23 protein-coding genes and 3 pseudogenes are annotated in these 22,604 nt (G+C 41.6%); 3 read left to right on the top strand and 23 right to left on the bottom strand.

Annotated features, from left to right (window positions below; all coding sequences use genetic code 11):
- Positions 1-93: 93 nt before the first annotated feature.
- From ELQ35_RS23660 to ELQ35_RS04620, 8 genes and pseudogenes are all read right to left on the bottom strand, one after another.
- Entirely contained in the window at positions 94-333 is a 240-nt protein-coding gene (locus tag ELQ35_RS23660; RefSeq protein WP_126863920.1) for a membrane dipeptidase, read from the bottom strand.
- 170 nt (positions 334-503) lie between these two features.
- The gene (locus tag ELQ35_RS04650; RefSeq protein WP_370873425.1) at positions 504-2,006 is read right to left on the bottom strand and encodes a hydantoinase/oxoprolinase family protein; all 1,503 of its coding nucleotides are present in this window, start codon (positions 2,004-2,006) and stop codon (positions 504-506) included.
- A gap of 1 nt (position 2,007) precedes the next feature.
- Positions 2,008-2,397: pseudogene (locus ELQ35_RS04645) on the bottom strand (S-methyl thiohydantoin desulfurase domain-containing protein); the annotation flags it as partial.
- A gap of 215 nt (positions 2,398-2,612) precedes the next feature.
- Positions 2,613-3,719 (bottom strand): o-succinylbenzoate synthase, encoded by a 1,107-nt coding sequence (gene menC / locus ELQ35_RS04640; protein ID WP_126863672.1) that lies wholly within the window; start codon positions 3,717-3,719, stop codon positions 2,613-2,615.
- Between the two features lie 5 nt (positions 3,720-3,724).
- A complete protein-coding gene (locus ELQ35_RS04635) occupies positions 3,725-4,570 on the bottom strand; it encodes a GNAT family N-acetyltransferase (RefSeq protein WP_185861663.1) in 846 nt (281 codons plus the stop codon).
- On the bottom strand, positions 4,567-5,709 hold the full coding sequence (locus tag ELQ35_RS04630) for a M20 peptidase aminoacylase family protein (protein WP_126863670.1): 1,143 nt from the start codon (positions 5,707-5,709) through the stop codon (positions 4,567-4,569). Before ELQ35_RS04630 ends, ELQ35_RS04635 begins: the two co-directional genes overlap by 4 nt.
- Positions 5,706-6,569 (bottom strand): MurR/RpiR family transcriptional regulator, encoded by an 864-nt coding sequence (locus ELQ35_RS04625; protein WP_126863669.1) that lies wholly within the window; start codon positions 6,567-6,569, stop codon positions 5,706-5,708. Before ELQ35_RS04625 ends, ELQ35_RS04630 begins: the two co-directional genes overlap by 4 nt.
- A gap of 160 nt (positions 6,570-6,729) precedes the next feature.
- Entirely contained in the window at positions 6,730-8,358 is a 1,629-nt protein-coding gene (locus ELQ35_RS04620; protein ID WP_126863668.1) for a M14 family metallopeptidase, read from the bottom strand.
- A 374-nt stretch (positions 8,359-8,732) separates the two neighbouring features.
- On the opposite strand from ELQ35_RS04620, the pseudogene ELQ35_RS23655 reads away from it, so the two are divergent.
- Positions 8,733-9,319: pseudogene (locus tag ELQ35_RS23655) on the top strand (Mu transposase C-terminal domain-containing protein); the annotation flags it as partial.
- A gap of 68 nt (positions 9,320-9,387) precedes the next feature.
- On the opposite strand, the gene ELQ35_RS22995 reads toward ELQ35_RS23655, so the two are convergent.
- Positions 9,388-9,543, bottom strand: a complete 156-nt coding sequence (locus tag ELQ35_RS22995; protein ID WP_246025976.1) for a hypothetical protein — start codon at positions 9,541-9,543, stop codon at positions 9,388-9,390.
- Between ELQ35_RS22995 and ELQ35_RS23545 the strand changes: the two are divergent.
- A pseudogene (locus ELQ35_RS23545) lies at positions 9,479-9,904 on the top strand (AAA family ATPase). The gene ELQ35_RS22995 and the pseudogene ELQ35_RS23545 sit on opposite strands and share 65 nt — an antisense overlap.
- A 35-nt stretch (positions 9,905-9,939) precedes the next feature.
- Here the strand turns inward: ELQ35_RS23545 and ELQ35_RS04605 are convergent.
- The 14 genes from ELQ35_RS04605 to ELQ35_RS04540 form a co-directional block, all read right to left on the bottom strand.
- The gene (locus ELQ35_RS04605) at positions 9,940-11,124 is read right to left on the bottom strand and encodes a CynX/NimT family MFS transporter (protein WP_246025974.1); all 1,185 of its coding nucleotides are present in this window, start codon (positions 11,122-11,124) and stop codon (positions 9,940-9,942) included.
- A gap of 245 nt (positions 11,125-11,369) precedes the next feature.
- Positions 11,370-12,617 carry an IS4 family transposase gene (locus ELQ35_RS04600; protein WP_126863666.1) on the bottom strand — a complete coding sequence of 416 codons (1,248 nt, stop codon included), beginning with the start codon at positions 12,615-12,617 and terminating at the stop codon, positions 11,370-11,372.
- Positions 12,618-12,874: 257 nt separating this feature from the next.
- Positions 12,875-13,252 (bottom strand): 4-carboxymuconolactone decarboxylase, encoded by a 378-nt coding sequence (gene pcaC, locus ELQ35_RS04595; protein ID WP_126863665.1) that lies wholly within the window; start codon positions 13,250-13,252, stop codon positions 12,875-12,877.
- A gap of 13 nt (positions 13,253-13,265) precedes the next feature.
- Positions 13,266-14,216 carry a dihydrodipicolinate synthase family protein gene (locus ELQ35_RS04590; protein ID WP_126863664.1) on the bottom strand — a complete coding sequence of 317 codons (951 nt, stop codon included), beginning with the start codon at positions 14,214-14,216 and terminating at the stop codon, positions 13,266-13,268.
- Between the two features lie 128 nt (positions 14,217-14,344).
- Positions 14,345-14,731 carry a DUF2848 family protein gene (locus ELQ35_RS22985; RefSeq protein ID WP_246025973.1) on the bottom strand — a complete coding sequence of 129 codons (387 nt, stop codon included), beginning with the start codon at positions 14,729-14,731 and terminating at the stop codon, positions 14,345-14,347.
- Between the two features lie 25 nt (positions 14,732-14,756).
- Positions 14,757-14,951 carry a hypothetical protein gene (locus tag ELQ35_RS22980; RefSeq protein WP_246025972.1) on the bottom strand — a complete coding sequence of 65 codons (195 nt, stop codon included), beginning with the start codon at positions 14,949-14,951 and terminating at the stop codon, positions 14,757-14,759.
- Between the two features lie 71 nt (positions 14,952-15,022).
- Positions 15,023-15,592 (bottom strand): NADPH-dependent FMN reductase, encoded by a 570-nt coding sequence (locus ELQ35_RS04580; RefSeq protein ID WP_126863663.1) that lies wholly within the window; start codon positions 15,590-15,592, stop codon positions 15,023-15,025.
- Positions 15,593-15,612: 20 nt separating this feature from the next.
- On the bottom strand, positions 15,613-15,879 hold the full coding sequence (locus ELQ35_RS04575; RefSeq protein WP_246025971.1) for a hypothetical protein: 267 nt from the start codon (positions 15,877-15,879) through the stop codon (positions 15,613-15,615).
- A gap of 19 nt (positions 15,880-15,898) precedes the next feature.
- The gene (locus tag ELQ35_RS04570; protein WP_126863661.1) at positions 15,899-16,165 is read right to left on the bottom strand and encodes a hypothetical protein; all 267 of its coding nucleotides are present in this window, start codon (positions 16,163-16,165) and stop codon (positions 15,899-15,901) included.
- A gap of 867 nt (positions 16,166-17,032) precedes the next feature.
- Positions 17,033-17,815, bottom strand: coding sequence for an alpha/beta fold hydrolase (locus ELQ35_RS04560; protein ID WP_126863659.1), 783 nt, complete (start codon positions 17,813-17,815; stop codon positions 17,033-17,035).
- Positions 17,816-17,828: 13 nt separating this feature from the next.
- Complete coding sequence (locus ELQ35_RS04555) at positions 17,829-18,635, bottom strand: alpha/beta fold hydrolase (protein WP_185861661.1); 807 nt, start codon at positions 18,633-18,635, stop codon at positions 17,829-17,831.
- 13 nt (positions 18,636-18,648) lie between these two features.
- Positions 18,649-19,806 carry an LLM class flavin-dependent oxidoreductase gene (locus ELQ35_RS04550; RefSeq protein ID WP_126863657.1) on the bottom strand — a complete coding sequence of 386 codons (1,158 nt, stop codon included), beginning with the start codon at positions 19,804-19,806 and terminating at the stop codon, positions 18,649-18,651.
- Positions 19,793-20,593 (bottom strand): alpha/beta fold hydrolase, encoded by an 801-nt coding sequence (locus ELQ35_RS04545; RefSeq protein ID WP_126863656.1) that lies wholly within the window; start codon positions 20,591-20,593, stop codon positions 19,793-19,795. The genes ELQ35_RS04550 and ELQ35_RS04545 overlap by 14 nt, the downstream gene beginning before the upstream one ends.
- 141 nt (positions 20,594-20,734) lie before the next feature.
- Positions 20,735-21,082 carry a YciI family protein gene (locus ELQ35_RS04540; protein WP_185861660.1) on the bottom strand — a complete coding sequence of 116 codons (348 nt, stop codon included), beginning with the start codon at positions 21,080-21,082 and terminating at the stop codon, positions 20,735-20,737.
- 348 nt (positions 21,083-21,430) lie between these two features.
- Between ELQ35_RS04540 and ELQ35_RS04535 the strand changes: the two genes are divergently transcribed.
- Positions 21,431-22,604, top strand: a 1,174-nt coding sequence (locus tag ELQ35_RS04535) for an IS1634 family transposase (protein WP_126863654.1), incomplete at its 3' end; no start/stop codon positions are given.

Here is a 22,604-nt window from a genome sequence, read left to right as displayed (position 1 = left end):
ACTGAAAACAAGCAGAATATATAATTTCTTCATCATGGTTCAGGATCTAGAAATAAGGCTGCAAAGTTTCAATTGATTGCAGCCAACAGTCGTTCATTTAAAAATTCTTAAAAAATTTGTCCCCAGTATTTTTTCGATATCTAGATCTTTGTAACCTCTATTCATCAAGCCTTCGATCAATTTGGGCAGGTTTTGATGGCCTTTTATTACATCAAAAGGTTTTCGCGGCATACTGGCTAAAACATCCGGAGAGACATATTTAAAAAGTTCTTCGCATAAATCTAGACCAATTCCAACATGATCAATACCTGTTAATTCAACGATATGATCGATATGTTTGTTTTGGCGTCACTTTTATCGTTTTCGCGTCTATTTTTCTAGTTTTGTCGTCTCTCTTTATCGTTTTGTCGTCTCTTTTAATTCCAAGTATTGACCGATTTGTGTTAGATGCAATTCTTAATCTCAACTTATATAGTATGTGGATCTACCTGTCCCATAGATTGTTACACTGGTTCGTTCATTTCAACTTGCGCTAAATCACCAGCTGCTTTCACACGAATACGGGTGGCGTTGCCAGGCATGTAAGCAAGCGGAACATCCTCCACGTCTACAATCACAAGGCTCTCAGGATCAGCACCGGCATTGATCGCTTCCGACATCGCTTTTTCTTTCGCCAGTTCTAACGCTTTTTCTCTTCCTATCTCTGCTAAAGCAAATACCTTTTCAATTTGTCCGCTAACCTGGGCGATAGCCGCTCCTATCGCATTTGCTACCCCTGAATGATGCGGCCGCAGGACCTCTGATGCTCCTTTTAATTCTTCCGGGAGTAAAATACTGCCTCCGCCAACGAGTATCACTGGTACCGGAGCTGCGCTTGTTTTCATTTTATTAATCGCTTCTTCTACCATTTCTAAGATTCTAAGATAAACTCTATTTAATAAATCCATATCCAGATGAGCAACTTTTGAAGGATCACCTAGATTTACTTTTCCAAGCGCCACGGCAACATCAGTTGTAGTTAAGGTATCTCCTCCAAAAATCAAGCTTTTTTCCGGGAGGCGGTACCCGACACTATCTGGTCCTACCGTGAACTCGCCATTGTCTTGGATCCGGATGATTGTTCCTCCGCCAAGCCCAATGGAAATAAGATCAGGCATGCGGAAGTTTGTTCGGGCTCCGCCAATCTCTACTGCCAGGGAGGATTCCCTCGGGAACGATTGAACCAATACACCAACATCCGATGTTGTCCCTCCAACATCCACGACAATCGCATCAGAGAAATCACTCAAATAGGATGCTCCCCGCAAGGAATTCGTCGGACCGCAAGCAATCGTAAAAATCGGGTATTTCACAGCATAGTCTACAGACATCAATGTGCCATCGTTTTGTCCAAAAAAGACTTTAGCCTCAATACCTTCATTTTTTAATGCGTTAATAAATCCGTCCGCTGCCGTTTTCGCGACGTTTACAACGGCGGCATTAAGGATCGTCGCATTTTCCCTTTCCAGTAATCCTACTGAACCAATTTCGGATGATAAGGAAACGGAAATATCGTCTCCGAGCACTTCCCCTAAAATCTCGCTTGCTCTTTGTTCATGTTTTTGCGAAACAGGTGAAAAGACAGAAGTAATGGCGATGGAATCCACTTTCCCTTTGATTTCTTCAGCAATTTGATACAAATGTTCTTCGTCTAAAGTAACGATTTCCCGGCCATCGAATTCATGTCCGCCACGGATGAGATAGACATATTTTCCGAGTGCTTCGCGAAGGTCCTCAGGTAAGCCGATCAGAGGCTTGACCGCTAGTGTGGCAGGGGCGCCAATCCGGATAGCGGCAATTTTATTCAATCCTCTTCTTTCAACGATTGCATTGGTACAATGGGTTGTTCCAAGCATCGCATACTTGATTTGCTCCCTGGGAACATTCGCGTCATCAATGATTTTCTTCATGGCCGTATAAATTCCTGTTGCCACATCTTCGGTTGTAGCTGATTTTGTTTCAGACACCTCTTCCCATTCCGTCCGCATCGACTACCGGCAATCCAAGCGTTGCCGCAAGCGCAAGGGGCAGCATCGAATTTAATCCGCCTGCTTCTATCGGCATCGTTGCGAAGATTTCTTTTCCTAAATAGGATTCAAGGTTTTTAAAGGCATTTATTGCTTCTTCACCGCTCGGAGCTTTTTCAAGCATAACCGTTGGAGCTCCCATCATCGCAGACGGTACAACCAGGGCATCATCAGGCACTTCATCGGCGTTCAACAAGGTGATTTCCCCATGCTCTTCAATGGCCTGCAATGCCATTAGTTTTCCAATGTAAGGATCGCCACCTCCACCAGTACCGAGTAAGGCAGCTCCGACCGCTATATCTTCAATTTCCTGTTTTCCTAACTTTCTCATTTCTTAAAAACCTCCAATATTCCGAGAATTTATGAAGCGATTTTTTCTTTTACCATTTCTTCGTACAATTCACTTTTTAACCTTTCTTTATCCTGAACTTCCAACACAGGAATATTTACATACCGAACAGAGGCTAAATTGCCGTTTACACCTAATGTTTTGCTTATGTTTTCAAGCATCGGAACAACGTTAGGTAAAACGGTAACATTAGTGTTTTATGAATAACACTTTTCAAAAACCGTGAATTGCTTAATCGCTTCAAGATCCGGTTGATAGCCGATGCCAGGACTATCGGGGACGGTGATCATTCCATTCTTGACAACCACCTCTGGTTCAATGATATCCCGGTCCCAATAACGGGAAGAGCCCGCCGTATCACCAGGCATGACAAAATTCGCAAGCGTCGTTAACGCAATATTATGGGCCCTGCCAATCCCTGCTTCGAGCATGCCGCCACACCAGACCGGAACATTATGTTTCTGGCATAGATCGTGGATCCGTTTAGCCTCTGTTAATCCTCCGACACGTCCGATTTTGATATTGATAATTTTGCAGCTTCCAAGTTCAATCGCTTTCCGGGCATCCTCAGCGGAATGGATACTCTCATCAAGACAAATCGGGGTTGCAATCTCCTTTTGCAGCCGGGCATGGTCGATGATGTCATCTGAAGCTAACGGCTGTTCAATCATCATTAAATCAAATTCATCCAGCGCTTTTAATACATCAATATCCTCTAACCTGTAGGCTGAATTTGCGTCAGCCATAAGTGGAACACTTGGAAAATGTTTTCGTATTTCACTCAAAACCTCTACATCCCAGCCCGGTTTAATTTTCACTTTCATTCTTTTATAGCCTTCATCAACGAAGCTTTGAATTAATTGCAGGAGGTCGTCAACCGTTTTCTGGATACCGATGCTTATGCCGACTTCAATTGCTTTCTTTTCCCCGCCGAGCGCTTTTGCGAGGGGGATTTCTTTTCGTCTGGCAAATAAGTCCCACACAGCCCCTTCGATCGTGGCCTTTGCCATATTGTTTTTACGAATGAAGGAAAGAAGATCAGACACTTCATCGGGGTGTTCTATATCTTTCTTCAGTACACTGGGGATGATAAAGTCTTCTAGCAGATGCCAGTTCGTTTTCAATGTTTCCTCATTGTACCAGGGGGAATGGAATGCGACGGATTCCCCCCAGCCGCTCATCCCGATTTCATCCCTGGCTTCAAGCAAGAGGAACTCTTTATCTTGAAATGTTCCGAAGCTTGTCGTAAACGGAAATTTCATTTTCATTTTTACGTGGCGCAAAGTGACTTCGCTAACTTTCATTTTTGTTACCGCCTTTTTACTTGATTTAGATTGAGCACGTGTTTTTTAACGAATAGATAATCGTGGACAGTTCCCTCTTTTCGTTTGAGCAAGGAGACAATCGCATATCCTTGCGCAAATAAGCTTTCGAAGATATATCGCGTACGAAAACGCCAATCGATGGCAAGACTGGGATTTTTTCTTTTGATGTCCTGAAAATTGGCAGGGATTGGCACAAGTATCGGAACATCACTGCCCGTAATGTTCCGGAGGCTGTCCTCGATGTGAATCAATTCCGGCAGCCCTTCCTCTGTTGTTTCCGATTGAAAAATGGATAGAGCTTGATCAGCCTGAATCGTTAGCGGCTCCAAAACATGAGGGCTATTAATCCACCATTCCACTTTCAAACGATCAGAAGGAAGTCCGTGGTTCAAACTGTCCTCCATGTCCCCATAGCAATTTTCCAGATAAGCAGAGCAGATGGCCTGTAATTTGGATACATTCAAGTAGGCATTCCGGCTTTCAAGCGGATCATATGTCCATGTGATTAAGTCATAGCCGATTTCCTTCGCGATCTTTTTTTGCTCCTGTTTCAAGATGGCTCCAATCCCTTTTTCTTGATGATTTGGATCGATGCCAAGCATGTGGGAGCAAAGATAGCTTTGCCCTTTCGCAAAGCCGGCAAAACTGTAGCTGAATCCGACCATCCCATCCTTTAAAAAAGCACCTAACAAAAGTCCGCCATTTTGGGAAGCGGTAATCGTTTGATGAAGCGGAAGCGGATCCATATTCCATATCTTTTTTTCAAGCAGTTGAACCAGCATCAGATCCGTTACATCTGTTAAGGTGCGGATTTCAATCGCGGCACTCATGATCCCTTCCCCTTTTCATATTTCGTTAATGTGTTCAACACCGTTCGGGCAAGAATTTCAATTCCAGGGTATAAGGCTTCGCGGTTAAAACTCATATTGGGGTGGTGAAGTCCAGGCTGTAAGTCACAGCCAAGTCCAAGCATGGTAGCTTTAACATGCGGATTTTTCAGCGTATAAAAGTGGAAATCCTCTCCGCCTGAAGTAATGATTGGATTCTGCAGCTTTTTTTCACCCAACGTCTCGATAATCGCCTGTTCCATAAAACGCTGGGCTTCTGGATCTATCTTGGCCGCGGCTATATCTGCTTTTGTCTCCAGTGTAATCGTAACACCGTTGAGTTTCGCCAAGTACTCTGTTATTGCTTCAATTTTTTCAGTTAGCTCGCTCATTACTTCGTTGGTCTGCGCTCGTAAATCGATACTAAACGATGCTTTTCCAGGGATGATGTTCCCTGATTCACTGCCGGCTTGGAATCTTGTCAGTTTCGCCGTATGAGGAACCATTGGATTTAAATGAATGTTCTTTATTTCATGGACAAGCGACGCTCCAATTTCAATTGCATTTTGCCCAAGGTGGGGACGGGCCCCATGTGCATCCTCACCAATAATTTCCCCGCCCATAAACTTCGCTGCTCCGTGGTAAATAGCGGGAACTGCCTCGCCGTCGTTTAATTCTTGAATCGGCCTAAGATGGACACCGTACAAAAAGTCGACCCCATCAAGCACGTGTTTTTCGATCATTTTTAACGCACCGGCCCCCTTTTCCTCGGCAGGTTGAAAAATGAATTTCAGCTTCCCTTTAGATGGCAGGTTCATTTTTTGCAGAAGGAGCATAGTTCCAAGAAGCATGGTCATATGGGCATCATGGCCGCAAGAATGGACAGCTTGAAATTGACCGTCTACTTCCTGCCAAAGAGCATCCATATCGGTTCGTAAAGCCACACACGCATCGCCAGTTCCTGTCTCGACAATGAGTCCGGGACAGTCATCAAAGGTTTGGATGATGAACCCGCGTTCCTGTAAAAAGTGCGCAATATATTCCGTTGTTTTGTATTCATTCCAACTAATTTCGGGGTGCTTGTGTAGATATTCGAAAACGGTATCAAGCGTCGGTTTAAGCTGTTGGATATATTCTTTCATTCTCTCTTTCCTCCATTTTGGACAAAAAAGTAATCCCCATTTAATTTTTCGTATTGATCCTTGCGTTTTTGAAATCGGTCCTTGTCCTTGACTGAGACACCAGCGACAACAGCATTTAAAAAGGAAAACAGGGCTGGTGTAGCATCTATCGTCGACTTTTCAGGTGAATGAATCGAAATGAGAACATCTGCATAATCTCGAATCGGAGCAACAGGTGAATCTGTAATACCAATCACAAAAGCTCCTTGTTCCTTAGCCAACTGGGCAACCTTAATCGTTTCTTTTAAGTAACGGTGAAAGGAAATCGCGATAAAAGTTGAATTGTGATTCATTTCACTTATCGTAAGTATATAATCATCGGTTTCGGGACGAAGTAGTTGGACGTTTCCCCTGGCCAGGCCAAGGGTAAAAGTTAACCAGCTTGCAGCCGAAAAAGAAGTCCTCATTCCTGAAATATAAACTTTATCTGTTTGGATAAGTTGGTCGACAGCCTGATCAAAATCTTGCTCCCGTATGTTTTGAATCGTTTCCTGGATGTGCAGGCGATCCTGTTCCATTGCTTTTGCGAAAAAATGGGGCTGTTCCGCTAACTCCAGCTTACTAGAAAAAAACTGTCCGAGACTGCTACTCTTTGAAAGAAGCTGCTCGCGGACCATTTTTTGAAGTGCCGAAAAGCCTGATAATTTGATTGAATAACAAAATCGAATCACCGTTGTTTCACTTACTCCGGTTTGTATTCCTATCTCAGTTGCCGATTTAACAGCAAAATCCCTGGGGTTTTTTAACAAATAGTTAGCGACTTTCTGTTGGGCCTTTGAAAGCTGATTATATTCTGTTTGAATTGTCTCTGTTAGACTCATAGATTTCACCTTTATAAAATGAAGTTTATGCTTTTTTAAAACATTTTTTGAAGTTTATTCTTCATAAAACCAAACCTATCACAATTCACAGAAAAGTACAACAATAATTCTGAAAATTAAAGACAGACTGCCTAATAAACAGTCTGTCCTACTCTAACGCTTATTTTAATTTCTTTTGATCAAACATGTAACGGTATACCGGTAATTCCTTTCCAACCTCTGATGGGACATACCCAAATGTCACATAGCTGTCAATGGATTCAGGTTCTAGAGACAAGGACAATAGGTTATTTTGCGGTTGTCCAGATGAGAAGATATACGTTCCTTTCGGGAAAACCAGATGTTTTTTGACTAACTCTGTTTGCACTTCAACCAGTTGCTTTCCTTCATACTCCTCTGAATTTTCTTTGCCCTTCACATGGTAGGCTTCGACTGGAAGCTCCATATCTTTTGGGAGTTGATACCCTTTTAAGCCTTGATTCTCAAGCTTCGCTGCCACTTCCCCATATTCAGGTTTGACGATATATGCAGTGGGCCTTTCCCTTGTCAATGTTGGTTTTGATTCGGTTGCACTAAAATAGTTGACTGGAATATCCTTTACAGTTCCTGTGGCGATATCCACCATTTCAAGCGTTTCGTTGTCAAGTTCTGTTGTTTCACTGTTAACAATGATTGGATCATGGTCATTTGAAAGAAGCCCTTTCTTTATAAGCTTGGCCCGTTCGATAGCAACAGTTGTTTTCACTTCTCTGGCATTCTCTGCTGTTTGTCTCAAAATATGTTCGTGCGTCGCAATTTGGGCTGCAACACGTCTGCTGAAATTTTCTCTGCCAATGGAAATTCCGCGGCTTTCAACCAGGAAAGAAAAGGCGGTTTGTAATCCAAATGCATTTCGGCCAATTCGTGCTTCTGGACCCCCTTCGTAAATGTCAATCTCCCCTTTTGTCACACCCGTTGTATAATAGCGATCGCCTGAGAACCCGTTCTCTTCTAATTTGTTTAACGTAGGATCAACATAGAGCTTATCCGACATGGTTCGAATTCTTTCAGGAATGTTTAAGTTTCTGCCAGATAAAAGAAGGATGTCATGATATTTCAGCAAGCCCTTTTCACCAAATTGATTGAAGGAACTACTGTATGGTGTATATTCGTGGGCATCAATCACAACCTCTGGTGAATAGCGGTTGAATTCCTTGTGGATCGCTTGAACCTCTGGAGATTCTAATTTAACATGGTCTCGATTCCCATCAAGTCCATTCGCAAGCTGACGTTTAAAGTTATAGGATCCATCTGGATTCACACGAGGAACGACAATGACGTTAATTTGGTCCAATACCTCTTCTCCCAATTCTCCAGTCAGACGATTAGCTATTGCAAGAATCGACTCCCCGCTGGCAGGCTCATTTCCATGGATTTGACTCTGAATCCAAACAGTTGGTTTACGAGACATGAAGCTTGGTTTAATTGCTTTATCTTTTGTAAAATACAAAGCTGGAATTTCCCGGCCGGCTTGTGATTCGCCAATGTTTTTAACAGATACATATGGACTTTTTCCTTCTAGCTCCTGTATGTAAGCAAGCATTTCTTCCTGGCTGGTAAAAGCCTCTTCCCCTTTTGTAAAAGCTGGAGTTCCATCCGTCACCTTAACATCTGGAAATAGGTGTTGTACTTGCTCAGGTTGGCTGTAAGTCTTGCCATAATACGGCGTATCGGCACTTGCAACTGGTGCTAACAAAAAACTGGCTGTCAATAAAAGTGGAATAGAACCTTTCCGAATACTATTTTTCATAGAATGCCTCCTCTGCTTCTTCATTCTTATTATAGAGAAGAAATAATATATTTTCAAAAAATTCTGAATAGTATTTTAGCCTTATGTATTTACATTTTTGTAATAAAGTTAACATTTCTAGGAAAAAGGAATTGCTGTTTTCTACTAGATATAAGATGATTCTAGTAATGTTCTCCTGGATAAGCAGGGTATTTGATAGAACAAATCCACCCTTTGAAGGATTTTTACATTCTAGAAAATATTTTCCAGGTGCATTATTAGTTCGGCAGATCTAACACGGTTTGACTACCTTTGCATATTCTTAAAAACCTCCTGTCTACCAATTTGCTTGAAACGTAAGCGTCAAATAATCCCCATTGGACAAAGCTTTTCATAATAAGGACAAGGTAGAGCGTTTTAATGGGGTCATCCAGGGGTTTCTTAATGAGGCAGAACTGGAGATACCGAAAACATTGGATCAGCTCAACACATGGTTTCAGGTATGGCTCAGTGAATGCCATCAAAATAAGCCCACTCCGCATTGGAGGCGACCAGCCAGGAGACAGCGTTCCGGAGCGTCTCAAAAGCGCTCCGCTTCGTGGATCAGGAGGTTCTGGCCAATGCCTTCCTTGACTATGAAGAACGGAAAGTGGATAAGTCCGGATGTATCAGCTTTATGGGCAAGAAATATGAGGTGGGCCTCTCCTTCATTGGCCGGAAAATTCAAGTCATTTACGACCCTGCCGGTATCACCGAAGTGACCATCGAATTCGAAGGGCATCCATCTTGGAAAGCCCGTGAAATGTTCATTGGGGAGCGTGCAGGCAAACGTCCGGCACTGCCCGATCATTTACTGCCTGAAACGGCAGATTCCTCCCGCTTGCTTCGCGGAGCTGAACGGAAGCACGAAGAATGAAAGCAGGTACAGGCTCCGGCGGTTTCCTACCGAATGGTTCGGAAGGAAGAGAACGTCCATGTTTGAGGCATTCTTTGGACTAAGCCATTCTCCCTTTTCCCGCGATATCCCGACGGATGATCTGTATCACTCTGTTATGCTGGAAAAGACGTTGGGCAGGTTGGAATATGCGGCAGAACGGCAGCTCTTTGCGGTGATTCACGCGGGATAGGAAAAACCACGGCGATTCGCCGGTTCACGGAAGGATTGAATTCAACCAAATTTTCAATCCTATACGTATCGGATTCCAAGCAGACGCCCCGTAACTTTTATAAAGGGGTCCTGGAACAACTGGGATGCGAATCCAAGTTTTATTGGGACAATGCCAAAAGATAGCTTCATCGGGAGATCGAGCTAATGCGGGGAATTCATCGTATCCAGCCCATCGTCGTTGTCGATGAGGCCCATTTGCTGGATCGAGAGATGTTGGAGGAAGTTCGCTTTTTATTAAAATTTAAAATACATGAACAAAGCCCCATGGCGCTTATTTTAGTTGGACAAAATGAACTATGGGATCGCCTTAAACGACCACCTGCTATAGCAGGTGGTCGTTTAAGTTTTGTTTTTAAAAAACTTTCTAAATTTACCATAGCCATTAGATTTAACGGATAAAAGTGCAAATTAATATATTGCGTTTTTACTTAATATTATCCTTCAGATTCCAAAGTAACATACATAGCGCGTCCGGCACCAAGTCCTGCAACCAGCAAGCATACACAAACTGCTATTAGCAATAACAACGGGATGGTCCACGCCTGGGTGATATCGTAAATGTACCCAAAGGAGACCGGACCGAGAGCACCAAGAATATAACCAAAAGATTGAGACATACCTGATAGCTCTGCTGCTTGCTGCGCATTCCTTGCCCGTAAACCGAGAAACGCGAGTGCCAAACTGATACTGGCTCCCTGACTTAATCCTATGAATATAATCCAGAGAACAATGAACTTTGTTGAACCGCTAAGTAATCCAACTAACCCAATAATATCAAGCAGAACGATAACAACGACAATTACCTTCTGATTTTTTAACATATCAGAAAAAATAGGTACAAGAAAGGTGGCCGGCAGTCCTGAAAATTGCATAAATGAAAGCAGCCAGCCTGCCGAAGAAACGCTGTATCCTCTGTCAATCAGAATCTCTGGAAGCCATGCTACCAATACAAAAAATATAAATGACTGAAGCCCCATAAAAAAGGTAACTTGCCACGCAAGCGGGGAAAGGAGCAGTCCTCCTAATTGCGGTGTGGTGCCAGCAGAGTGACTTGGTTTTATAAAACCACGTAATTGAGGCAGCCATAATAGGGCAGCAAGAGCAGCCATAATAGCCTGGCAAGCCAATATACCCCGCCAACCGATACTAAACTGTTGGTTTAGCGGTGAAATGAGACCCGATGATACTGCAGCACTAAGCACCATAATCGTAGAATACACACCGGTTAATAGTCCTACTTTGTGAGGGAATTTATTTTTTATCAATCCTGGTAAGAGTACGTTGAAAATGGCAATGGCTATACCAATAACGAACGTACCCATAAATAATGTCACTACCCAGGACGCAGAGCGTATTAGAATTCCGAATACCAATGTTGTTAAACCCAGAAAAAGTATGATTTCATTTCCAAATTGGCGACTTAATTTTGGTATGATCGGAGAAGAAATTGCAAATGCGATAAGTGGAAGAGTCGTTATTAAACCAGCCAGCCCGTTCGTCAAGCTCATATCAGAACGGATATCTCCAATCAAAGGACCGACTGAAGTGATCGCCGGACGCATATTTGCCGCAATGAGTATAATACCTATAACAATAAGGATATTATTATTTTTTTTCATTGGCGTTATCTCCTGTTCCATCTTGCCTTTCAAACATGTTTAATCCTGGCCTCACATTCCCTATTATTATATTCGGACACATTAGCATTGCATAAATATTTTTGCATCATGTCAAATTGGCATTGTTTGGGAATCCCCATATTGTTTGAATATTCAGTTTTATTTCTTTCGCTCAAAATTTAAAAAGAAGGATAAGGATATAAGAGGTAGTCCTTATCCACAATTTGGAAATATGTTGGTGCCCTTTAAAACATTGGATCGTAGCTTACATCATTCAGATGACTCACCTCACCTTCGTCAAACTGGCGCTCAATGACTCGAAACTCTTCTTCCCAGCGCGTTTTTTTTCGCCCTTTGGAGGAGCGCGTTGGTTTCCTGAAGAGAGTGCGAATAAAGGCATCCAACCCCTTAAACAGTTGGATTTCCAGTGTTCTTTTAAGTTCTAACAAGGTTCCGGTGTAGCCGACTTTCAGCTGAAGCAACACTTCTAAACAATACGTGATCATCGCAATCCAGATTTGATTGTAAACGGCATTTTCGCTTTTTCCGTAAAAAGATGTAATCTTCAAGTGTTGTTTCATCCATTTAAAGAAAGTCTCAATCTTCCAACGGTAACGATAGAGATCTGCGATCTCTTTAGCAGTCAGATCAAAACAACTCGTGACAATGATAACGAGATTTCCTTCACTGTCTTTCGTTTTAATCAACTGAAGAGAGTATTCCATCTTCGTTCCCGTTTGAGTCTTCCCAAGGAAAACTTCGGCATCTTGATAGATGAGATTGTCAGGATCTGGCGTTTGTTCAGCCAACACCTCGATTTCAGCATTTTTCTTTAGGCGTGTGATGAAACGAAGACCTTCACGGCGAAATTGATCAAATTGCTTATAATCCACATAGCCTCGATCAAAGAGATAAAGGGCATCGGGATCAATTTCGATCAATTCGTTCATTTGTGTGCGATCGGCATGTGTAGCCGATAACAGAACGGCTTTATCCGGTACGGTCAGGTCTTTCGTAACGACCACACGAAGGTGAAGGCGAACGCCAGCCTTGGTCTTACGGAAAGTGGCCCACGGATACTGAGTAATGCTCATACTCATCGTGGACGAATCGATTACGTGAAGGCGCCTGATATCACGAACAATTGGTGCTTGTTTCATTTGAGATTGAATCTCCAACACAAGGTGATGAAAGATTTTCTCAAATAATCTAGGAGACCAGGTACTTTGCTTTCTGGAAAGTTGTGATGTGCTAATACCATCCAATCCAATATGGATATGTAAATCTTCCTTGTCTTTTGTGAACTTCGACAAATGGGTCAAGCTGTCCAACTCATTCATTTGAGCTATGATTAGAAGCTGAAAAAATTTGTAGGCTGTTACCTTTTTTACGTATTTATCAAGATCGATAACATTGACTAATTTGGTAAAAGTCTGTTCATCTATTACTTTTAGTAGTTCATTTATTGTGGAATTTGTGTTATCCTTGTCCATGCATAACTCCTTGTAATTAGGGATTTGGACAGGACTACCAAACCTAATTATAAGGGGTTTTTTTATATCTATACAGACTTTGATTTTACAAAAATTCCACAAAATACAATCAATAAATTTATTAAAATATCTTGACAAGTGAAAATTAAATTAAAGCAATGTTAATGATTCGGACAATAAAAAACGGCTTAGCCAGTACTAGATAAGTATGGAATACGCCGTTGATTTCGTAGATATCATTTTTTATTTTTCAAGTTTCATTCATTTTCAATGTTAATAATCTCTTGAGCGACTCGAAAACCATCAATAGCTGCAGGTACTCCGCAGTAGATCGCAGACTGTAATAAAATTTCCTTGATTTCGTCCTTGGTTACCCCGTTCCTCAGTGCTCCCCGTACATGGAGCTTTAATTCGTGCGGCCTGTTCAACGCTGAAAGCATTGCTAAATTAATTATACTCCTTGTTTTCCTGGAAATTCCTTCTCTTGTCCAGATTTCTCCCCAACAATATTCTGTTACTAACTGTTGTAGATCCCGGGTGAAATCATCTGCATTCTCGATTGACTTATTAACATAATCTGCACCTAAAACGTCTCGCCTGACTTCTAATCCAGCTTCAAATTGATCTTTACCCATTGTTCTCCTCCTATTATGCTCTTAAATTCGTTTTCGCTGGCAGTCCAGCTTCTGTAATAACTCGTCTAATCTCTTCCTGCTCCGCCTGTTGGATCGCTTGAAGCGGGGGCCGCACGTAAGCTTCACTTATTCGGCCCAGCATTGCATTGGCAGCTTTCATCCGATTATGCCCATCAAGAAATGGTTCACCATAAAATACGTCTACCAATGGATATATTCTATCCGATATTCGGCGCGCCTCAGATAAATCTCCACGCTTCACAGCTTCAAAAAGCGCCACTTGCAGATCGGCAATTAAACTGCCATGTCCCGATAATATTCCATCCGCACCAACGCAAAGCGAGGCCAGAAGGGATTTACTAAAACTCGTCAACACGGAGATTTTTTTATCCAATTTACTTAATTCACGGAAATTCCGTTCATAGGTGACAATATCATTTGACCATTCCTTTATAGCTATCACATTGTCGATATCATTACAAATTTTGACGAGGTTGTCGGTTTTGATTTGTAATCCTGAAGCTTCCGGATAAACGAAAATAATTATTGGAAGATTTGTTGCACTTGCAATAGAAGCATAGTGCTTGTAAGCCATTTCTGGGCGGAGCCGAAATCCGTTGTTAAAGACATTGGAAGGGAATAGTAAAAGGCAATCTGCGCCTTCCCTTTCAGCCATTTTTGCAATTTTCATTGCTTTTTCTGTTCCATCCTGATAGATCCCACATACAACCGGGACTTTTCCTGCCACCTCGTCAACTGTAATACTAAGGCTCTTTTGCTGTTCCTCCAGTGTCAGGGTAGCCACTTCGGCTGCATGGCCATTTGTCGTTAAGCCTGTAACTCCATCCGTATCTATAATAGATCGAATGTGCCTGCGATAATTGACTTCATCGATGTTTAAATTTTCATCGAAAGGCAGCAAATTAGCCGGGATTACACCGCTTAAAACTAAATCTGGTCTCATATCATTCAACCCCTTCTCGATTGGTATTATTTCTTTCCAGTGCTTATTGCCTGCTCGGTAACATGGGTGTGATACTTTCCAATGATGGATCTGTTTAAGACCGGATCAGCAATCTCAAACTTAAATCGTTATCCGTATACAAATCCTTCTAAAGTAGGAACAGTACCTGAGAAAATAATAGTATTCGATAGTTCGTCATAGCCTAATTGTGAGAGCTTTTCCAGCATAGTATTTACAGGCAGCAATGCAGTTAGATCGTGCTCTCGATAAAGTCTGGTATCCTTATCGTCGGTAACCCATGATCGTAAAATAATCCTTTCCCAATGGCTTTCAATATCCTTCATTCTCCAAAATGAACTGCTATAAGGTTTAGGGCATACTTCTTTTGATTTTTGAACATCCTTTGTTTCTAATTCACGGTCCGTATGGTTGCTTCCTGTTGTAACCAGCCACTCTGTTCCTTTATGAAAAAGGACATATTCTACTTCTCCTGATGTTTGATTTCTTTCTACCATGATATTTGATTCTATAGTCAATCCATCAAGTTTCTGCGGATAAATAGCTGGGATCGTAAGGTGGAGGGGCCACCCCAGTCAGCTCTAGATCATTAATGTGTTCCTTTATCTTTTCGGGATTCCTTCCCCCATAGCTAACCACTAATACGTTTTGGATTTGCACATTTTCCTTTGTATTTGAGCCATCCAATTCACAAATTGTTATTTCAATTTCTCTCATTGTCTGTCCCCCTTTGCTCAGGTTTTGAAATACGGGTTTTACAAGTTCCTCTGTCCAGTATTAAATTGGATTTAACCTTGACTTATTTGTGCTCTATGCCCGTTGTTGAACCTTGTGTGCATTTCGACTACTTCTTTTCCTAAATCATCTATCCGCTGTTGTACAGATACATCGATAATTTCCTTACTGGAATTGAAATGACTATCATGGGAATAAACATAACTTGGGGCAACATAGGATCGAAAATATCCAAAAATCGGCTTTAACTGATTTTCTATCACAAGAAAATGTTGATACGTTCCTCCAGTCGCTATTAACCCTACAACCTTTTTTCGGAAGGCTTCAAGCGGAACAAGATCGATCAGATTTTTTAAAGCACCGCTTAGCGACCCCTGATAAACAGGTGTTCCAATTACGAAACAATCGGCCTCTAAAACCTTTTGGATGATCTTTTGAGTATCCTCATTATAATCTACAGCCTTTCTCCCATTACAAAACTGCATGTCATACTCGCGCAAATCAAGCATTTCTGCTTGGATGCTAGGATCTTGCATTGTTGCCCGTTTTAACACTTCTTCAACAATAATGATCGTTTTCGAACGCGGTGTTAAGCTTCCCGAAATACCCAAAACTTTAACCAATGTTTTCCCCTCCTTTTATGTTAGATAATAGTCAACTTTGACTTAATTTTTTCATGCAGGTTTGTTTTTTCTAATATAATTGGGTTCAGTTTTTTAATCTTGCTATATAGCCGCTCCATATCTATTGTGAGATGCTCGCCGTTTTGAAGTAATAGCTTTCCTCCCACCATAATTGTATCCACACTGCTCCCAGTAGCACTGTAGACCAGATTATAGACAGGATTATATAGGGGCTGCCATTCTGGGCTATTGGTGTTAAACATCGTAATGTCGGCCTCTTTACCCACTTCAATGCTACCAATCTGGTCATCCCATAGCGCACAGCGTGCACCCGTTAATGGTTGCTATTTCAATTGATCTTTCTGGTGGTATGACAGATGCATTTGTTCTTACTTCTTTATATACCTTACTGGCCAGGAACATTTCCAGCACAATATCGATAATACCGGAGGATGTATGATTAGAACCTAATCCAACAGCTACACCCATTTCCAGCATTTCTGGGATTTTGCCCTGTACGATATTTCCGTAGTCATTATGAAGGCTTGAGCTTGGAGCGCAAACTACTTTCACGTCATATTCTTAGACTCATTGCAGTTCAAGGGGCATGACCCAGCCCAAATGGATCAGCAGTAGATTTTGGTCCAATACACCTAATCGGTGCAAACGTTCAATTTCAGGAATGCCATGCTTGCCCAATGATGCCTCCAGTGTTTCTTTAGCAAAGCACGCATGAGCTTGTATCCCTACTCTATTTTCATCTGCTATGTCCTTTAGCCGGACAATTAGCTGGTCAGTACAATTATTTACTCCTCGGAAGGATAGCCAGGATCTAACTCGGACTCCAAAGGAACCATTCAGGTCTTCAATCTTTCCGCCTGAGCAATCGCTGTATCTGCAATGATTCTTCTGTTAGAATTCAACTGTAATGAGCAAATCTATATTTTTGATCATTGTATCTATCATATTCATTGTATGAATCCTTTTATTTCGCTATGGGTACTGGGCTTACTCTGGATAACAATTTTATTTCAAGTATAATATTCTCATCTGAATCGTTTCCTGGTTTCGAACGATGAGCGATACCGCGGGGAATCACAAACATTTCGCCTAGTTCTATTTCCCAAATAATAGAACCTTTATAGCAGAATATTAATTCATCAAAATCAGTTGAGCGGTGCCAGAATGACATCTATTCTTTTGATCTCTTAGAAAGGTCCAGCCGTGTTCCGTCTTGACACTGAAATAGAGTTAACGGTGTTCCGTCCGCCTTATCATAATTTGATGGAACTAATGAAGGATCGTTTACATTTATTTTTTTAAGCGGGAAGAAATCCTGCCCATCAACAACCTTGACGTTAACAGGGGATTACTTCCTTTATATGATTAAATTTCCACCATAAACCATAATTCGCTCTTCATACTCCATTTTTTATCGCCTCATGTCTGCAAAGATAGATTTACTTCTGCAAGAAAAGAAGCTACTTTCTCATTGAATTCCTTTGGATTGGATAAATTCGCTAGATGCCCGGCATTACTTATCAAATCAAGTCTAGATTTCTTGATATTTTCTTGCAAAAATTGGGCTAATTTAACTGGAGCTATATAATCTTTATCACCCGTCATGACTAAAACTGGCAAATCAACCGTATTTAACATGTCGGAAAAATCAACATGGTTGATTTCAATCCAGGCACTCTTGTAATCTTCCTTTGAACATCCATATAAGCCAATTGTGTGATCTATTAGTTGATAATCAGCACCCTCGTGAACTGAAATTCGTGCCCATTCTTGAACAAAATTGTCCTGTTCCAACAATTTCAGCCGGGCATTCATTTTTTCTTCTCGGATATGATCTGGGATTTTCGCAAACGTATTGCTCAACGTTATACTTTTAATACGCTCCGGGACCATTTGATATAATTCAAGTGCCATGTGTCCGCCCATGGAAATACCTACGATATGCGCTTTGTCTATATCCAGGTAATCCAAAATGGCTTTGACATCGTATGCACAATCCTCCACTTTAAATGGAATGCAACTATCCGTTTTTCCGTGCCCTCTTGCATCAATAGTTATTACTTTATAATTATCCTGAAAATACTCGACCTGCTGGTCCCACAATTCACTTTTAGCTCCTAAACTATGGAGAAAAACGATAGGTTCGCCGGTGCCTTTTACATTATAGTGCACTTTTATGCCATTTGAATCTACATATCCCATGTAAGACACCTCACTACTTTAATAAGAATTCTAATGCTAGCTCATTAAATTGCTCTGCATACTCAATATGTGCACTGTGGCTGCATTTCTCAAACATTTTGACATTAGAGTTCGACAAACTGCTATTTAGCTTTTCGGCATAATCTGGGAATTTCAAGGTATCGTAGTCCCCAGCGCAAATGAGTACAGGTACCTCTACGTTTCCATAATTAGGCAGTACTCGTTCCTTCTCCTGCCCCACAGGCGATTTTAGACGTGCAGCACTGGCTGTCTCCCAAGCGCCTGGAATAATACTAGATTCGTAGCGTTGGTCTAAATATTCTCCACTCTTCCATTTTTCATCGTAAAAGAGAATATCTAATATTTTCTGCATGTACTCTTTCGTACAATCGTAATTGTTTAAAATATCATGACCAGCGGGGTTGTTTGGACCGCCCCCGCTTATGGTAATGATCTTCTTAATCGGCCAGATTGGCTGCTCCTGTGCTGCAACTGATAATATCATTCCGCCACCCAATGAATTTCCAATGAAAGATGCTTCTTCGATGCACATCACGTTTAGAAAATCTCTGATATGATTCAATCGAAGGGCATGTGCATCATCAAAGCTAAATAATTTATCAGTGTAGCCATACCCAATCATATCCAGGGCATAGACATGAAAGTGTTTACTTAATTCTTCAATATTATTTTCCCAGCTATTTTGCGCACTTCCCCCATATTCACCACTATGCAAAAGAACTAGCGGTTCACCGCTGCCAGCCTCTAAATAATGAGTACGTATATTCCCAACCATTACGTATTTACTTTGCAAGATCATTACACCTCTCATTTTAATTAGCTATAACCGCTTGTTCTCCTAACGGTTTTAAGGATGGAATTACCTTTTCAGCAAATAGTTTAATATTTTCCATAGTCTTCTCGTGTGAAAGTGTTCCAAATTGCATCATTGGTAGCAAATTGCCAAACCCAAATTCTTCTTGATATTTAGCTAATTTCTGACGTACTGTTTCAGGAGACCCTACCAATACGTACTCTTTATCCACCAAATATTCAAACGCCAACTTCGTAGTTCCAATCCCTTTCTTAGCTTTCAATACATTTTTAATTGAATTCAATGTTAAATAGCCCGCCGGAAAGAAAATCTCATGCGGCATTTTGAAGGCTTGGTTGAACAAATAATCGATTCCGTGCTCTGCTTCTTTCATAGCTTTTTTATCAGTATCCGCTACGTATACTGGCAATGCCCAGCCCATTTGCTCTGGTGATGCCTCATAGCCGCACTTGTTTGCTTCTTCTTTAAATTGCTTAAACACTCTACGAATCGTATCAATAGAGCTATACGTTTGCACATAGGTATATTTTTTCTCGGCAGTCCACGCTACTGTCTCACTGCTGCCCTGGGAAGGGATCCATACTGGAGGATGAGGCTTTTGTATCGGGATTGGCCATGGATTCACATATCTGAATTTGTAATACTTTCCGTAATGCTCAAATGGTCCCTGTTTAGTCCAAGCATCAATGATTAACTTATGTGCCTCATGAAAGCGCTCCCGGGATTCTGTTGGATTTTTCGAGAAAGAATGATACTCCGCTCCAAGTCCACGGACAAATCCAGAAATAATCCGGCCACCGGAAAGCAAATCCAGCATTGCAATCTCTTCTGCAATTCGGACAGGGTCTTCGCGGAGTGGAATGGCATTGCCCACGACAGCAATTTTTCCTTTTACCTTCTCTACCAGCATGGTAGCGATGATATTAGGAGAAGGCATGTTTCCATACGCATTTTGATGGTGCTCGTTCACACAGACACCGTCAAATCCAAGCTGATCAGCATATGCTAACTCATCAATATATCGTTTGTACAACTGGGCACCTCTTTTAGGATCATAATTAGAATTAGAGAGGGTTACCCAGGCAGAATCATTATTATCCCTGAAATTTTCCTCTAAATACGGCCATGGCATTAAATGAAAACTATAAAACTTCATGTGCAGCTTCCTCCTCAGCTAAGAAATATTTTATCGAATTCCAAAATTGCTCCGGCTGTTCAATGTGTGGAAAATGTCCAGCATCCTTTATAATTTGTAATGCGGAATGTGAAATTAGTTCATGATATCTTTCCCCGTATGCTACCGGGAAGAATTTATCTTCTGCGCCCCAAACGACGAGAATGGGCATCTTTAGGCGATGAATTCTGTCAAGGATTTTGGGATTATGAAAGTACGGATTCCATGCTAGATGAGATGTAGCGATACGGTTACGAAGTACAATATTCTCGAGGTCTGGGCTATTTATATTCTTTGAGGCATAATCATTTTTTGCTTCCTCAGAATGGAAGAGAATGTTATACACCTGTTGTGGGCTCATTACAAAAATATCTGGTATTTTGACATTTTCAATACGGATACCAGCAGCGTCAATTAAAATCAGCTTATCAATTTTCTCTGGGGCGATAAGGGCCATTTCCACGGCCAGCCAACCACCCAAAGACGATCCCATCACAACTGCTTTATCTATGTCCAGGTGATCCATTACATCAAGGTAGAAGAATGCCAAATCCTGAACGCTGTCAATTTTCGGGTGTGTATCACTTTCGCCGTACCCTGGGTGATCAGGGTAATAAACAGTATAATCCTGCGACAATGTTTTCAATATTGGCAGCCAATCACCGGCTCCATTGGCACCATGCAGAAATAACAATGGTGCTCCGCTTCCCCCTTTTAACAATCTAATTTTTGTATCCTTTACCGTGTAATACTCGGTTACGTATTCCATAAGGTCTCCCCTCTTTCCTTAGATTCAGATAATAATGAATTGATTTGTAGTTCTTATATAACTAAGCCGGGTAATGTGACTCTAAGCTCTTACATATTGCCTCTGTACATTCATCAAATGAACACGACTATTCAGGATTTTTTACAATCCTATTGTTTGCTTCCACTCATAAATCTCGTACTCTCGATAATTGCCAGAAACGAATGGATCCAACTCTACTAATTTTCTGGCTTCTTCCTTTGAATTGGCATCATATACAACCATTCCACCGATCTTTTCCAAAGGTCCAGAGTAGACAACTTTTTTACCCTCATGCATATCTTTCAAGTAATGACCATGAGCTACAGTGATATCTTCCGGTGTTTCTTTTGAAGTCTTATTAAGAAGTACAACATATCGCAAACTAATCACAACACCTTTCTTATTTTGGAATGCTCCAACAGATAATTCACAATGGTAAGCGGCTACATTCTTAGGGTGTATAATCACCCTATTCTCATAAAAACCAGCTTTGAAGATACTCTAAAAGATAGATAAAAGCATTTCAAACATGTTTTTATTGTTTTCTAAATCACCCTCAATATAATTTTCGGTACATTGTACCGGATTGGTAAAAGTGTAACACGATTCAAAATTATCTGTCAATTACTTTTTTGAAAATAAAAATCCCCACCTAACTAGGCGGGAGACAGTATAAAGAGAATGATAATATAAGAATGGAATACATATTAACCCATCTTCCGCATGTCATAAATTGACGAAAATTGATATTGATTGTCACAAAAAAGGATTAAAGAAACCGAGGATCGAATCATTTAGAATAACTTCCTAAATGAGGTGATCTGCATTACAATTGAAGAAGCTCAAATAATCTATGCCCGTTCTCCCTCCGTCATTGCTCATTTTTGCGATGAACTGAATGTGGTGAAGCATATCAACGACCGTGTTTCCTGGGATCCAAACCGGGCTGAAATGTCCCCCGGTGAAGCCATTAAAGCATTTGTCATTAACCTGTTGGTAAAGCGGGAACCCCTTTATCGTGTCAATGATTTTTATAAAAGTGTGGACATTTCCAATCTATTTGACAAGTCTTGGCAAGCCGATGACTTTAACGATGACCGCTTGGGGCGGGCTTTGGAAAAGCTCGCCAAGAGTGATCTTCCAGGCATTTATCACGGCATTGCCTTTGAAGCTCTGGAGAAGGAAGGGATTCTCCTTGACCAAGCCCATTTTGATACAACGAGTCTCTCCCTCCAGGGAGCCTATGAGACAGCAGATTCTGAAGAGGACTCTCTCCGGATTACCTTCGGACACAGTAAGGAGCGCCGACCGGATTTAAAACAGCTGATGTTTGGCTTGGGCAGCGTTCAGGGCCTCCCGATCTTCGCCGATGTCATGGATGGAAACACATCGGATAAAAAGTGGAATGGAGACATGGCCCTTCAGATGAAAGATCTCCTTCCGTCAGAAACGCTTCGATCTAAGATCACCATCACAGACTCCGCCATGGTTACGGAAGAAAATCTAAAAATCTTCGGCGATCGCCCGTTCATTAGCCGTTTCCCGGAAAACTTCGGCTTATGCAAAAAATTAAAAGAGACGGCCTTTGAAAACGAAGCCGACTGGGCTCAAGTTGGTACGCTCTCTGACAAGAAGAATTCGGCCATCTACCGAATTCAAGGAATGGACACTGAATTGTATGATCGAACCTATCGGTTCGCCGTGGTGCACTCATCCGCCTTGGATCAGCGGAAGCAGAAGAAAATAAATCGTGACATGTCCAACGAAGGATCGAAGATCGAAAAATCCATCAAAACTTGGAGTGGGATCGAGTACCATTGCCACGAAGACGCCGCCGCCCAATTGGAACAACATGTGGCTACCCGACTCAAATACCATCGACTCACCGGTGAAGTGAAGCGGATGGAAAAAGTAAAGCGACGCCCGGGACGGCCTTCAAATACGGTGACAGCCCCTGTGGACATTTACTATACATGCCAATTCACCGTGA

This window comes from Peribacillus cavernae, from assembly GCF_003989135.1.
Lineage (GTDB): Bacteria > Bacillota > Bacilli > Bacillales > DSM-1321 > Peribacillus > Peribacillus cavernae.
This window is presented reverse-complemented; position numbering and strand designations above follow the sequence as displayed.